The sequence below is a fragment of the Acidovorax sp. 22279 genome (genome assembly GCF_052045435.1).
Taxonomy (GTDB): domain Bacteria; phylum Pseudomonadota; class Gammaproteobacteria; order Burkholderiales; family Burkholderiaceae_C; genus Acidovorax; species Acidovorax delafieldii.
This window is the reverse complement of record NZ_JBQEOV010000001.1, coordinates 131,572-145,418: the sequence shown is the minus strand read 5'-3', so window position 1 is coordinate 145,418 and position 13,847 is coordinate 131,572. Positions and strand designations below refer to the sequence as shown.

12 protein-coding genes are annotated in these 13,847 nt (G+C 64.2%); 3 read left to right on the top strand and 9 right to left on the bottom strand.

From position 1 onward, the window contains the following. Positions 1-54 precede the first annotated feature (54 nt). Complete coding sequence (locus ACTJKQ_RS00645; protein ID WP_440595689.1) at positions 55-2,238, bottom strand: 3-hydroxyacyl-CoA dehydrogenase NAD-binding domain-containing protein; 2,184 nt, start codon at positions 2,236-2,238, stop codon at positions 55-57. Between the two features lie 22 nt (positions 2,239-2,260). Continuing rightward, positions 2,261-3,466 (bottom strand): acetyl-CoA C-acetyltransferase, encoded by a 1,206-nt coding sequence (locus ACTJKQ_RS00640; RefSeq protein ID WP_440595688.1) that lies wholly within the window; start codon positions 3,464-3,466, stop codon positions 2,261-2,263. Between the two features lie 145 nt (positions 3,467-3,611). On the opposite strand from ACTJKQ_RS00640, the gene ACTJKQ_RS00635 reads away from it, so the two are divergent. After that, the gene (locus ACTJKQ_RS00635; protein ID WP_288853089.1) at positions 3,612-3,914 is read left to right on the top strand and encodes a hypothetical protein; all 303 of its coding nucleotides are present in this window, start codon (positions 3,612-3,614) and stop codon (positions 3,912-3,914) included. A gap of 72 nt (positions 3,915-3,986) precedes the next feature. Here the strand turns inward: ACTJKQ_RS00635 and ACTJKQ_RS00630 are convergent, their stop codons facing one another. The 7 genes from ACTJKQ_RS00630 to ACTJKQ_RS00600 all read right to left on the bottom strand — a co-directional run bounded on the left by ACTJKQ_RS00630 (position 3,987) and on the right by ACTJKQ_RS00600 (position 12,039). Continuing rightward, complete coding sequence (locus ACTJKQ_RS00630) at positions 3,987-5,150, bottom strand: acyl-CoA dehydrogenase family protein (RefSeq protein ID WP_288853090.1); 1,164 nt, start codon at positions 5,148-5,150, stop codon at positions 3,987-3,989. A 127-nt stretch (positions 5,151-5,277) separates the two neighbouring features. After that, positions 5,278-6,444, bottom strand: coding sequence for an ABC transporter substrate-binding protein (locus ACTJKQ_RS00625; protein ID WP_056059375.1), 1,167 nt, complete (start codon positions 6,442-6,444; stop codon positions 5,278-5,280). Positions 6,445-6,563: 119 nt separating this feature from the next. Then, positions 6,564-8,420, bottom strand: a complete 1,857-nt coding sequence (locus ACTJKQ_RS00620; protein WP_440595687.1) for an AMP-dependent synthetase/ligase — start codon at positions 8,418-8,420, stop codon at positions 6,564-6,566. Positions 8,421-8,426: 6 nt separating this feature from the next. Continuing rightward, the gene (locus ACTJKQ_RS00615; RefSeq protein ID WP_440595686.1) at positions 8,427-9,251 is read right to left on the bottom strand and encodes an ABC transporter ATP-binding protein; all 825 of its coding nucleotides are present in this window, start codon (positions 9,249-9,251) and stop codon (positions 8,427-8,429) included. Continuing rightward, positions 9,248-10,087 carry an ABC transporter ATP-binding protein gene (locus ACTJKQ_RS00610; RefSeq protein WP_440595685.1) on the bottom strand — a complete coding sequence of 280 codons (840 nt, stop codon included), beginning with the start codon at positions 10,085-10,087 and terminating at the stop codon, positions 9,248-9,250. Before ACTJKQ_RS00610 ends, ACTJKQ_RS00615 begins: the two co-directional genes overlap by 4 nt. After that, the gene (locus ACTJKQ_RS00605) at positions 10,084-11,160 is read right to left on the bottom strand and encodes a branched-chain amino acid ABC transporter permease (RefSeq protein WP_436078397.1); all 1,077 of its coding nucleotides are present in this window, start codon (positions 11,158-11,160) and stop codon (positions 10,084-10,086) included. Before ACTJKQ_RS00605 ends, ACTJKQ_RS00610 begins: the two co-directional genes overlap by 4 nt. 3 nt (positions 11,161-11,163) lie before the next feature. After that, positions 11,164-12,039 carry a branched-chain amino acid ABC transporter permease gene (locus tag ACTJKQ_RS00600; RefSeq protein WP_440595684.1) on the bottom strand — a complete coding sequence of 292 codons (876 nt, stop codon included), beginning with the start codon at positions 12,037-12,039 and terminating at the stop codon, positions 11,164-11,166. A gap of 291 nt (positions 12,040-12,330) precedes the next feature. Between ACTJKQ_RS00600 and ACTJKQ_RS00595 the strand changes: the two genes are divergently transcribed. Both ACTJKQ_RS00595 and ACTJKQ_RS00590 read left to right on the top strand, forming a co-directional pair. Further along, positions 12,331-13,128 (top strand): crotonase/enoyl-CoA hydratase family protein, encoded by a 798-nt coding sequence (locus tag ACTJKQ_RS00595; RefSeq protein WP_440595683.1) that lies wholly within the window; start codon positions 12,331-12,333, stop codon positions 13,126-13,128. A gap of 105 nt (positions 13,129-13,233) precedes the next feature. Continuing rightward, a complete protein-coding gene (locus tag ACTJKQ_RS00590) occupies positions 13,234-13,719 on the top strand; it encodes a thioesterase family protein (RefSeq protein ID WP_440595682.1) in 486 nt (161 codons plus the stop codon). Positions 13,720-13,847 lie beyond the last annotated feature (128 nt).

Here is a 13,847-nt window from a genome sequence, read left to right as displayed (position 1 = left end):
TGGACGGCCGTGCCAGTCAGGTAAGAGTTTTCCGAACAATCATTGGTTTGGCAATCAGTAAATTGGCTGAGCCCTTTCAATTGCTTCTTGCATCTGGTCATCCACCTCAAAGCCGGCTCCATACTGCGCCGCCAACTCATCCGCACGTTTGAGGAATGCCTCCAAGCCTGTGCCGTAGATAAACTGCATCGCTCCCCCCGTCCAAGCCGGAAACCCAATCCCAAAAATCGACCCAATGTTCGCGTCATGCACGCTGGTCAGCACCCCCTCGGCCAGGCAGCGTGCGGTTTCGATGGCCTGGCGGTAGAGCAGGCGGTCCTGGATCTCCTGCACGCTCCACTCCACGCCGGGCTTTTCGAACAGCGGTTTCAGCTCCGGCCACAGGTGCTTCCTGGCGCCTGCGGGGTAGTCATAAAAGCCGCCGCCACCCGCACGGCCGGGGCGCTTCAGCTCTTTGACCATGCGCTCAACCAGCAGCTCTCCGGGTGTGGCGGTGTAGGTTTTGCCTTCGGCCGCGTAGTCGGCGCGGGTCTGGTCCAGCACGTGCACGCTTAACGTCAGCGCGGTTTCATCCAGCACGGCCAGCGGGCCTACGGGCAGGCCAGCCTGCATGGCGGCGTTTTCAATGGCGGCAGCGGGGATGCCTTCGCCCAGCATGGCGGCGCCTTCCATCACAAAGGTGCCGAAGGTGCGGCTGGTGTAGAAGCCGCGTGAGTCGTTGACCACGATGGGCACCTTGCCCAGGGCCTGCACGTAGTCGAAGGCGCGGGCCACGGTTTCGTCATCCGTCTGTTTGCCGCGGATGATCTCCACCAGCTTCATCTTGTCCACGGGGCTGAAGAAGTGGATGCCGACAAACTTCTCAGGCTTGCTGCTGGCCGTGGCCAGGCCGCTGATGGGCAGGGTGGAGGTGTTGCTGGCAAAGAACCCGCCAGGTGCCAGCTGCGGCTCGGCCTCTTGCGTGACTTTGGCTTTGAGGTCGCGGCTTTCAAACACGGCTTCGATGATGAGGTCGCAGCCCGCCAGGTCGGCCGCGCTGGCGGTGGGCGTGATGCGGGCCAGCAGGGCCTGCTGCGCCTCGGCCGTCATGCGGCCCTTGTCCACGCGGGCCTGGGTGAGTTTGGCGCTGTAGGCCTTGCCGGCTTCGGCCTTCTCCACACTCACGTCCTTGAGCACGGTGGCAATGCCCCGGCTCGCCTGGGCCCAGTCGATGCCCGCACCCATCATGCCCGCGCCCAGGATGCCGACCTTTTGCGGCTTGTAGCGGGGAGCCACAGCTCCATTGACAGCGGGGCGCGACTTGCCGCTCTTGATCGCGTTCATATCGAAGAAGAACGTGTTGATCATGTTGCGCGCCACGGGGCCGGTCATCAGGCGGGCGAGGTAGCGGCTTTCGATGCGCAGGGCGGTGTCGTAGTCCACCATCGCGCCTTCGACCATGGCGGCGAGAGCTGCCTCGGGCGCGGGGTAGCGGCCGCGCGTGGTCTTCTTGAGCATGGCGGGCGCAACGGTGAGGGCGCCTGCAATCTTGGGGTTGGCAGGCGTGCCGCCGGGCATTTTGTAGTTCTTGTCGTCCCACGGCTGCACCGCGTGCGGGTGGGTGGCGATGTGGGCCAGAGCGGCGGGCAGCAGTTGCTCGCGCGTGGCGACCAGTTCGTGCACCAGTTGCAGTTCCAGCGCCTCGGCGGGGTTGAAGAGCTTGCCTTCCAGGATGTAGGGCTGCGCGCCCATCAGGCCCAGCAGGCGCGTCATCTTGGTCACGCCGGTGGCGCCGGGCATCAGGCCCAGCGTCACTTCGGGCAGGCCGAACTGGATCTTGGGGTCGGCCACGGCGATGCGGTAGTGGGCGACCAGGGCAACCTCCCATCCGCCGCCCAGCGCGGCGCCGTTGAGGCAGGCCACCACGGGGATGCCCAGGGTTTCGAGCGTGCGAAAGTGCTTCTTCATGCGCTCGATTTCGCCAAACGCGTTGGGTGCATCGGCGGGTGTGAGGCGCATGGTGGCCTTGAGGTCGGCCCCGGCAAAGAAGCTGGTCTTGGCCGATGCCAGCACGATGCCCTTGAGCGCGGTGCCCAGGCGTTCGCGGTCGCCCAGCACCTGTGCGGTGACCTCGCCCAGCTCTTGCTGCCACTGGCGGCACATGGTGTTGACGGGGGAGTTGGTTTCGTCAAACGTGATGACGGCGACCTGGCCTTCGGTGCCCTGGGCGGGGATGAGTTCGTAGCGGATGGTTTGCATGATGTTCTTGTCTCCTGCCCGTTCAGATACGTTCAACAATCGTTGCGATGCCCATGCCGCCGCCCACGCACAGCGTGGCCAGGCCGTAGCGCTGGCCCCGGCGGTGCAGCTCGTCAATCAAAGTGCCGAGGATCATGGCGCCCGTGGCGCCCAGCGGGTGGCCCATGGCGATGGCGCCGCCGTTCACGTTGACCTTGTCGTGGGGCACGCCCAGCTCGCGCATGAAGCGCATGGGCACGGCGGCAAACGCTTCGTTGACTTCGAAGAGGTCGATCTGGTCGATGGTCATGCCTGCGCGGGCCAGCGCCTTCTTTGCGGCGGGCACGGGGCCGGTGAGCATGATGGTGGGGTCGGCACCGCTCAGCGCCGTGGCCACGATGCGTGCGCGGGGCGTGAGGCCGTGGGCCTTGGCGGCGGCCTTGTTGCCGATGAGCACGGCGGCTGCGCCGTCCACAATGCCCGACGAGTTGCCCGCGTGGTGAACGTGGTGGATGCGCTCCACCTGCGGGTAGCGCTGCAGCGCCACGGCATCAAAGCCCATGCCACCCAGTTGCTCGAACGAGGCCTTGAGCGCGCCCAGACCCTCCAGCGTGGTCTTTGGTTTGATGAATTCGTCCTCGGCCAGGATGGTCTGACCGATGAAGTCGCGCACGGGCACGACCGAATTCTTGAAGTAGCCCGCTGCGCGCGCCGCAGTGGCGCGGCGCTGGGATTCGAGCGCGAAGGCGTCCACATCGGCGCGGGTGTAGCCGTCCAGCGTGGCGATCAGGTCGGCGCCGATGCCCTGGGGGACGAACAGCGTGGCGGAGTTGGTCTCCGGGTCTTGCGCCCAGGCGCCGCCGTCGGACCCAATGGGCACGCGGCTCATGCTCTCCACGCCGCCGGCCACCACCAGATCCTCCCAGCCGCTGCGCACCTTCTGCGCGGCCAGGTTCACGGCTTCCAGGCCCGAGGCGCAGAAGCGGTTGACCTGCACACCCGCACAGCGAAAGTCCCACCCGGCCTTGAGCGCCGCGACCTTGGGCAGCACCGAGCCCTGTTCGCCCACGGGCGAGACGATGCCCATGACCACGTCGTCCACCGCCGCCGTATCAAAGCGGTGGCGCGCTTGCAGTTCGGTCAGCAGGCCCACCAGCAGGTCGATGGGCTTGACCTCGTGCAGGGTGCCGTCCTTCTTGCCCTTGCCGCGCGGGGTGCGCAGCGCATCGAATACATAGGCTTCGGTCATGAATGGTCTCCGGTGGTTTCTCTAAACTTCAAGCAGTGCGGCGGTAAAGCAGCTGGGCTGGCTCACGCCACTACAAGGTGCTTTCTGACGCGGGTGCAGTGGTTTTTGCACTATCTTTCGGCAGTTGCTGTCTACATTTCTGGCTATGGAACGAAATACATCCCCTGCATTGCAGCGCATCGCGCGCAGCGCCATCGAATACGACGACACGCGCCAAGGATTTGCGCTGGAGCACCATGTCGTGCTGGCAGCATCCAGTGCGCTGGCAGTGGCGGCCTTCATGGCGCCCAGTCGCAGCTCGGCGGCCATTCGCGGCATTGGCGCAGGCTTGCTGCTGATGCGCGCGCTGAGTGGCAGCCAGGGTGTGCGCTCCTGGCTGAATGTCACCGACCGCCGCCCCGGTGCGCCGCTCAGCCCCGAAGAGGCCCGCGCCGCCTGGTATCTGTAGCGGCATTCGGCGTCCACTGCGGCGTGGTGCTGGGCATCGGGCACTGCGTTATTCACGGCGCGGGGCATTCCGTTATTTGCCTAGGCCCATGGCCCGTGCAATCACTTCTTTCATGATCTCGTTGGTGCCGCCATAAATGCGCTGCACGCGTGCGTCGGCATAGGCGCGGGTGATGGGGTATTCCCACATGTAGCCATAGCCGCCAAACAGCTGAACGCATTCGTCCATCACCTTGCACTGCAGGTCGGTCGTCCAGTACTTGGCCATGCTGGCGGTTTCGGTATCGAGCTGATCGCGCACGATCAGCTCACAGCATTTGTCCACGAACACGCGGGCCACCTGCACCTGCGTTTGAAGCTCGGCCAGGGTGTGGCGGGTGTTTTGAAATGACGCCACGCTCTGGCCAAAGACCTTGCGCTGCTTGACGTAGTCCAGCGTCCAGTCAATGGCGGCCTGGGCGGCGGCCACGGCGGTGATGGCGATCTGCAGGCGCTCCCAGGGCAGCTGCTCCATCAGGCAGATGAAGCCACGCCCTTCCATGGCGGGGCCGCCCAGCAAGTTGCCCACCGGCACCTGCACGTCGTTGAAGAACAGCTCGGAGGTGTCCTGCGCCTTCATGCCCATCTTCTTGAGGCGCTGGCCTTTTTCAAAGCCGGGCATGCCGCGTTCCACCAATAACAGGCTGGTGCCCTTGGCGCCCGCAGCCGGGTCGGTCTTGGCGACCACGATCACCAGGTCGGCATGCCAGCCGTTGGTGATGAAGGTCTTGCTGCCGTTCAGAACATAGTGCGACCCGTCCGCACTTTTGATGGCGGTGGTCTTGATGCCTTGCAGGTCGCTGCCCGCAGCCGGCTCGCTCATGGCGATGGCACCCACCACGGCGCCGCTGGCCATTTGCGGCAAGTACTTCTGTTTCTGGGCTTCAGTGCCGTAGTGAAGGATGTACGGCGCCACGATCTCGCTGTGCAGACCAAAGCCGATGCCGGTGGTGCCTGCACGCGCCAGCTCTTCCATCTGCGCCACCGAGTACAGCTTGTCGGCCCCAGCGCCGCCGTACTCCTCGGGCAGGCTCATGCACAGAAAGCCGTTGGCGCCCGCCTGGCTCCACACCTCGCGCGCCACATAGCCCTGGTCTTCCCAGGCGGCGTGGTGGGGCGTTACCTCTTTGTCGATGAAGCGGCGAAAGCTGTCGGCAAAGGCCTGGTGGTCGGGCTGGAAGAGGGTGCGTTCGATCATGGTGGGGCAACCAGGTTATTTATGCAAAGTTACTGCTTGGTTAAATTCTGCCACCGACTGAGCCCGGATGCACCCCCTGAAACGCAAAAGCCGCCCGAAGGCGGCTTGAAGGAGGCTGGTCAGGCGCTCATGGCTTGACGTAGTCGGAGACCACCTTCCACTTGCCATCGGTGATCTGCGACAGGCGAGAAAGATCGCTGCCCAGGCGCTTTTGTGGGCCAAAGGTGCCCTCGGCGCTGCCGAACATGTCGGGCGGAATCACCATGGTGTCCATGGCCTTGATGAAGCTGTCAGTGCTCAGGTTGGGACCTGCCTTCTGGGCCGCCTTGATGAAGGCGTCGATGGCGTTGTAGCCGTAGACCGAGAACACGGTGGGGTCTTCGTTGAACTTGGTCTTGTACTTGTTGGCCCAGAAACGGATGGGCTGGCTGGCTTCATCCAGGTAGGGGTGTTGCACCGTCATGGTGGCGTACAGCCCATCCATGGGCTTGCCGCCCAGCTTGTGGATGAGGTCGGTGTAGGCGGCGCTGGAGCCCAGGAAGGTGGGGTTGAAGCCTGTCTTGCGCGCCTCGCCGATCGTGCCGATGGTCTCGCGGATGATGGTGCCCAGGATCACGAAGTCGCATTCGGACGACTTCATCTTGGCGACCTGTGAAGAGAAGTCGGTGGCGCCGCGCTTGTACGAGGTCTTCTCGGTGAAGTCCATGCCCATGGACTTGAGTGCCGCCTCGCCCCCGCGCATCACCTCCAGGCCAAATTCATCGTCCTGGTAGATGGTGCAGATCTTCTTGGCGCCCTTTTCCTTGATGAGCTTGGGGGCGGCAAGGCGGATCTGGTCGTAGTAAGTGGCGGCAAACGAATACTTGAGCTTGTGGAAGGGCTCGTACATTTCCCGCGCGGCCGTCACCGGGAAAAAGTTGATCACGTTCTTGCTGAACTGCACCGGCATGGCGGCCAGGTTTTGCGCCGTGCCGATGTGCGCCACCATCATGAAGATCTTGTCCTGGTTCACGAGCTTTTGCGCGGCCAGCACGGCTTTCTTGGGGTCGTAGCCCGAGTCCTCCACCTTCAGGTCCAGCTTGCGGCCATTGACGCCGCCTTGCTCGTTGGCCTCGTCCACGCGCAGCATCATGCCCAGCCGCACCTGCTTGCCAAAGCCCGCCAGCGGGCCGGACAGATCCTGGATGGAACCCAGCGTGATGGTGTCCTTGCTCACGCCCTGGCTGGGCTGCGCCTGTGCAGCACCTCCGGCCATGGCCACGATGGCCAGCGCGGCAATGTGATGAAACTTCATGGCACGTCTCCTTTGGTTGGATCGAACTCGGTTGCTCGTTATAGAACGATGCCCGGGGTGGGGCACCAGCACTTTCCCTATCCTGATGGGCGTAGCCTGTGGTTGCGTGACGTGCGCACCTACCGGTACATCGCCTCAATCTGGGGGGCGTACTTCTGCTGCACCAGCTTGCGCTTGAGCTTCATGGTGGGTGTCAGCTCTTCATCCTCGGCCGTGAGCTGGGTGTCGAGCAGGAAGAACTTCTTGATCTGCTCCACGCGGGCGAACTTGGCGTTCACGCGGTCGATCTCGGCCTGAATCAGCTCCTGCACCTCGCGCGTGCGGGTCAGGCTGGCGTAGTTGGAGAACGGCACGTCGTTGTCCTGAGCGTACTTCTCCACGTTCTCCTGGTCGATCATGATGATCACCGTGAGGTAGGGCAGCTTGTCGCCAATCACCACCGCATCGGTGATGTAAGGGCTGAACTTGAGTTCGTTCTCCAGCTCGCTGGGGGTGATGTTCTTGCCGCCCGCTGTGATGATGATGTCCTTCATGCGGTCGGTGATGCGCAGGTAGCCATCAGCGTCGATCAGGCCCACATCGCCCGTGTGCAGCCAGCCTTCGGGGTCGATGGTTTCGGCCGTTTTCTCGGGCTGGTTGAGGTAGCCCTTGAACACATTGGGGCCACGCACCAGGATTTCGCTTGTGGCGGGGTCGATGCGCACCTCGTTGTAGCTGGCTGCGGGGCCGATGGAGCCGGGTTTGATGCGGCTGGCCGGCACACCGGTGGAGGCGCCGCAGGTCTCGGTCATGCCCCACACCTCCAGCATGGGCACGCCCAGCGCCAAGTACCACTTCACCAGATCGGGCGAAATGGGCGCTGCGCCTGTGACCAGAAAGCGCGCACGGTGGATGCCGATGAGCTTGCGCACATTGTTGAGCGCCAGAAAGCGCGCCAGCATGAACTGCGCCTTCAGCAAACCGCCCACCGGCTGTCCGGCCAGCACCCGATCTGCGATGCGGGTGCCCACGCCAATCGACCAGGCATAGGCCGCCTGCTGCATGCGCGTGGATTCCTTGAGCGCGATCATCACGCCCGAATAGAACTTCTCCCATACCCGCGGCACGGCGGTGAACACCGTGGGCGCGATCTCTCGCACGTTCTCGGGCACGGTGTCGGGGTTTTCCACAAAGTTCAGGCGCGCGCCGGTATAGAGCGAGAAGTATTCACCCCCCATGCGCTCGGCGATGTGGCACAGCGGCAGAAAACACATGGTCTCGTCGGCCTCGCTGCGCGAGATCAGCGTGTTGTAGCCGCGCACGGTGTAGGTGAGCGCGGCGTGCGTGTGCATGGCACCCTTGGGCTTGCCGGTGGTGCCCGAGGTGTACACCAGGATGGCCAGGTCTTCGGGTCGGCAGGCCTTGACGCGCTGCATCAGCGCGTCGGGGTGTTGTGTATTCCAGGCCCTGCCCAGCTCGCGCAGGCCCGCAAGGCTCAGCACATCGGGCTCGTTCAGGCTGCGCAGGCCTTCCATGTCGAACACCACCACCTTGCGCAGCAGGGGCAGGCTGCTGCGCACTTCCAGGGCCTTGTCGAGCTGTTCATCGTCTTCCACAAACAGCACGGTGGTGCGAGAGTCTTCGCTCAGGTAGTGCACCTGCGCCGCCGCGTCAGTGGGGTAGATGCCATTGGCCACGCCGCCGCAGCTCAGCACGGCCAAGTCGGCCAGCACCCATTCGATGTTGGTGTTGGACAGGATGGATGCACACTCGCCGGGCGCAAAACCCAGCGACATCAGGCCGCCCGCAATCTCCCGCACGGCTTCGGCCGTCTGGTCCCAGGTCCAGCTCTTCCAGATGCCCAGCTCCTTCTGGCGCATCCACACGCGCGGGCCACGCTCGGCCACGGCGTTCCAGAACATGGCGGCGATGGTGTCGCCCGCGAGCACGTCGGTGCCTGCGGGCTGGATGTGATCGAGGTCCCAGAGGTTAGACATTTGCGCTTATCTCCAGGTCTTCTTTTTCTTCCAGCGCCGCTCTCCGCGCACGCCGACATCTTTCATCCCGAGGTAGAACTCCTTGATGTCGTCCTTCTCGCGCAGGCGCTCGCAGCTGTCTTCCATCACGATGCGGCCGTTCTCCAGCACATAGCCGTAGTCCGATGCGTTGAGCGCCATGTTGGCGTTCTGCTCCACCAGCAGGATGGTGGTGCCGCGCTCACGGTTGATGCGCACAACGATCTCGAAGATCTCCTTGGTGAGCTTGGGGGACAGGCCCAGGCTGGGCTCGTCGAGCAGGATGAGTTCGGGGTTGGCCATGAGCGCACGCGAGATGGCCAGCATCTGCTGTTGCCCACCCGAGAGCAGGCCGGCGTCCTGCGCGGCGCGCTCCTTCAGGATGGGGAAGTAGCCATACACCGTTTCGATGTCGCGGGCCACGGCGTCGGCATCGCTGCGCGTGTAGGCGCCCATGAGCAGGTTGTCGCGCACCGAGAGCAGTGCAAACACCTCGCGCCCCTCGGGCACATGCATGAGGCCCCGGCGCACGATGGCCGCCGGATCGTTGGCGGTGATGTCGGCGCCCTGGAATTCGATGGAGCCCTTGCGCGGGTCGATGATGCCGCTGATGGTCTTCAGGATGGTGGTCTTGCCTGCGCCGTTGCTGCCCAGCACGGCGGCGATCTCGCCGCGCCGCACCTGCAGGCTCACGCCGCGGATGGCCTTGATGGGGCCGTAGGCGCTCTCCACGTTCTGCAGGCGCAGCAGGGGCTGGTCAGCTGCAGCAACCGCTGCTGCAGATGTGTTGACGGCGGAAAGTACGGCGCTCATGCCCGAACCCCCATTTGTGAACCCGCCGGACGGCGCAGGTTGCTCACATCGTCGATGGTGCCCAGGTACGCTTCGATCACCCCGGGGTGCGACTGCACCTCGCGCGGTGTGCCCATGGCCACGACCTCGCCTTGGTTCATGGCCAGCACGCGGTCGGACACCTTGGAGACCAGCGACATGTCGTGCTCCACCATCAGCACGGTGATGCCCAGCTCGTGCTGGATGTCCTGGATCCAGAAGGCCATGTCGTCAGTCTCCTCCACGTTCAGGCCCGACGAGGGCTCGTCGAGCAGCAGCAACTGCGGCTCGGTGCACAGCGCGCGGGCCAGCTCCACCACCTTGCGCACGCCGTAGGGCAGGCCGGCGACCATGGTGTCGCGGTAGTGCTGCAAGTCGAGAAAATCGATGACCTGCTCGGCCTTCTCCCGGGCCTGAATTTCCCCTTCGCGCACCGTGCGCGTGAAGAACATCTCGGCCCACAGGCTGCTGTGCTGCCGGGTGTGGCGGCCGATCAGCAGGTTGTGCAGCACACTCGCGTGCTCGAAGAGTTCGATGTTCTGGAAGGTGCGTGCAATGCCCAGGCCTGCTACCTTGTGCGGCGGCTGGTCGGTCAGTGGCAGCAGGGCCCCGCCCGGGCCCGCATAGGCGATGGTGCCGGTGGTGGGCGTATAGATGCGGCTGATCAGGTTGAACACCGTCGTCTTGCCCGCGCCGTTGGGGCCGATGAGGGTGAACACCTCTCCACGGCGCACGTCAAAGCTCACGTTGTTGACCGCGAGAACGCCGCCAAAGCGCACGCTGAGGTTCTGGGCGCTGAGCAGGATTTCGTTGTTCATTTCAGCCGATCTGATTTTTGAAACGATTTCTGCCGCTTGAACAGGCCCTTGCGGTAGAACGGGAACATCTGCAGCCAGGTGCGCACCTTGAGCCAGCGGCCATACAGCCCCATGGGCTCGAACAGCACAAAGGCGATCAGCACCGCGCCATAGACCACTGACTGCAGGCCAGGTGACTGACCGATGGAGTCTGGCAACCAGTCCTTGCCCAGGGATATGAGCTGTGGCATCGAGATCAGGAAGATCGCACCCAGGAACGCGCCATGCACTGAGCCCAGCCCACCGATCACGATCATGAGCAGCAGATCGATGGACTGCAGGATGTTGAACTGGTCGGGCGAGATGAACTGCAGCTTGTGCGCGTACAACGCACCGCCGACGCCTGCGAGTGCGGCCGATATGGAGAACGATAGCGTCTTGTAGCGGGCCAGGTGGATGCCCATGCTCTGGGCGGAGATCTCTGAATCACGGATGGCGACAAACGCGCGGCCCGTGGGCGAGCGCAGCAGGTTCAGGATGGCCAGCGTGCTGACCACCGCAATCACGAGGCACAAAAAGTAGAACGACTCCGTGGTCTCGAACGAGTAGCCCGCGATTTGTGGCGGTACCAGGTGCTTGCCGGAGTTGCCGCCGGTCACCGACTCCCAGCGCGCAAAAACTTCTTCCACAATGAACCCGAACGACAGCGTGGCCATGCCCAGGTAGATGCCCTTGACGCGCAATGCGGGCAGGCCTACCACCACGCCCACAGCGGCTGACAGCCCCGCCGCGCAGGCCAGCGACAGCGCAAACGGCCAGCCCATGCCTGTGAGCACGGCCTGCGTATACGCCCCCACGCCCAGAAACGCGGCATGCCCCAGCGAGAACAAGCCGGTGAAGCCCGCCAGCAGCATCAGCCCCAGGCCCACGATGGCGTAGATGAGCACAAAGGTGAGCTGCGCCAGCCAGTACTCCGGCGCCACCCAGGGCGCGGCGACCAGCGCCAGGCACAGCAGGCTGTACCAGAACACATGCCCGCCATGCTTGGCGAGGCGAATGTCTTGCTCGTACGAGGTCTTGAAGAGAAAGCGCATGGGTCAGACTTTCTTTTTCAGCTTCTCGCCGAACAGTCCGTTGGGTTTGACCATCAGCATGATCAGCACCACGATGTACGCGGCCGTGTCCTTGAACCCATCGGGCAGATAGAAGCCAGAGAGCGATTCGACGATGCCGATCACCAGTCCGCCGACGATGGCGCCCGGCAGGCTACCGAACCCACCGACCACGGCGGCCGGGAAGGCCTTGAGGCCGATCAGTCCCATATTGGCGTGCACGAAGGTAATGGGCGCCAGCAGCAGGCCCGCCACCGCCGCCACAGCGGCGGCCAGGCCCCAGGCCAGGCCGTTGAGCCGCTGCACCGGAATGCCCATGTAGTAGGCGGCCAGCTGGTTCTGCGACGACGCCTGCATGGCGATGCCCAGCTTGCTGTAGCGGAACATGGCAAACAGCAGCACACACAACACGCCGGTGGCGCCGATCACCACCAGCTGCTCGGCATTGAGCACCAGCGCACCGAGGCGAAACGACAGGTCCTTGTAGGGCACGGGCAGCGTGTGCGTCTCGGTGCCGATGTTGGGGATCATGGTCACCAGCCCACGCAGCACGTAGCCGATGCCGATGGTGAGCATGACGATGGAGAAGGCGGGCTGGCCCAGGATGGGACGGATCACGGCGCGCTCCAGCACCACGCCAAAGCAGCCCATGGCCAGGATGCTGGCGAGCACGGCCACCCAGAAGGGAAAGCCCAGCACCGTCATGAGTGCCAGCCCGCAGAAGGCGCCGAGCATCATGAGTTCGCCCTGGGCGAAGCTCACGGTCTCCGTGGCCTTGTAGATGAGCACGAAGCCCAGCGCGATCAGGCCGTAGATGCACCCCTGGGAGACACCGCTGATCAACAGTTGCACAAATTGCACACTGGCTCTCCAGAATAAGTGATACGCAAAGCGGGTAAGAGCGGGGCATATGCCTTGTGGGCATGTGCCAGGTGCATCGTTGCTTGCGCAGGTCCTGCAGATTATTTTTACAAAGCGATTGCTTTGCATAAATAATGGTGCACGCGTGCTGTGCATACCGCACTCGGGGCTAACCCTGATGGGGTGGGCGAGCGGGTAGCGGCGGATATTGACGCAGCGCTGCACCCTGCGCAATAGGAGTAACGTCGGGTGGGTGAACAGGTTCTGAGCACCGGACCACAGGAGAGCCGCATGTCCGTAGAGGTTGAAACGCAAGGTGGTGTCACGCTGGTGACATTGCGCCGGCCTGATGTGCGCAACGCGGTGGACGCCCACACCGCCCGCGCGCTGCATGCGGCCTTTCTGGCCTTTGAGCACGATGAAAGCGCCAATGTGGCGGTGTTCCAGGGCGCTGGCGGGCATTTTTGTGCGGGCTGGGATCTGCAGTCTGGCGCGCGTCTGCTGGCCGACGGCGTCACGCCCGAGGCGCTCGCCGAGACGCTGGACTTCACGGCCGATGCGGTACACCCGCCTGGGCCCATGGGGCCGAGTCGCCTGCATCTGTCCAAGCCGGTGATCGCAGCGATCGAAGGCGCCGCTGTGGCCGGCGGCATGGAGCTGGCACTGTGGTGCGACCTGCGCGTGATGGCGGAGGACGCCTACATGGGCGTGTTCTGCCGCCGTTTTGGCGTGCCGCTGATCGATGGCGGCACCGTGCGCCTGCCGCGCCTTGTCGGGCTGTCGCACGCGCTCGACCTGATCCTGACCGGGCGCAAGGTGGAATCTGCCGAAGCCCTGCGCATGGGGCTGTGCAACCGCGTGGTGCCTGCCGGGCAGGCGCTGGAGGCAGCCCTGGCCCTGGCACATCAGTTGGCCGCCTTCCCGCAGGCCACCCTGCGAGCAGACCGCGCCAGTGCGCTGGACGCCGAGGGCTTGCCTTTGCAGCAGGCCTTGCTGAAGGAGTGGGCGGGTGGCCGCGAATGCCTGGCCGACGCGCTGCGCGGCGCCTCGCGTTTTGCGGCCGGGCAAGGGCGTCACGGCGAGTTTTGAGCCAAAATGGCCGCAGGTGCTTGTGTATCAAGCGCCAGTAGCTATAAAAACAGGAGTCATCGGACCGGTGGGCGCAGCGCGCTGCAGGTCCGCACACAGCACACCATGAGCAAAACCATTTCCCCCCAGCCACAGGCTTTTGAGCCCGAGTTCATCGCCGGGCTCAAGTCCATCTTTGAAGAAAAGATCGTGTTCAACCAGGTCCTGGGGCTCAAGGTCACCGCCCTGGCGCCTGACGGCGTGGTGGGACGCATCGACATGAAGCCCGACCTGGTGGGTCACTACGCCTACAACCGCATCCACGGTGGCGTGATCAGTGCGGGGCTCGACGCCATGGGCGGCCTGGCCGTGATGGCTGCGATTGGCGCCAAGCACCTGGACGAGCCGCCCGAGCAGCGCCTGCACCGCTTTGCCAAGCTGGGCACCATCGACCTGCGCATCGACTACCTGCGCCCGGGCATTGGCAGCCACTTTGAGCTGCGCGCGCATGTGTTGCGGCTGGGCTCGCGTGTCGCCACGACGCGCATGGAGTTTCTGGGGCCGGATGGGCAGATCATGTCGGCGGGGGCTGCGGCGTACATCGTTTCTTGATCCGGGCGTGCTGCCGTGCGCGGGATGTGTGATCCCGCAAGCCTTGCAAGCGCATGCTACGAGAGAACCGTTTGGTTACCGTTCTTGCGTAACGAAGGCATCTTTCCAGGGGCACGAAACCTACGATG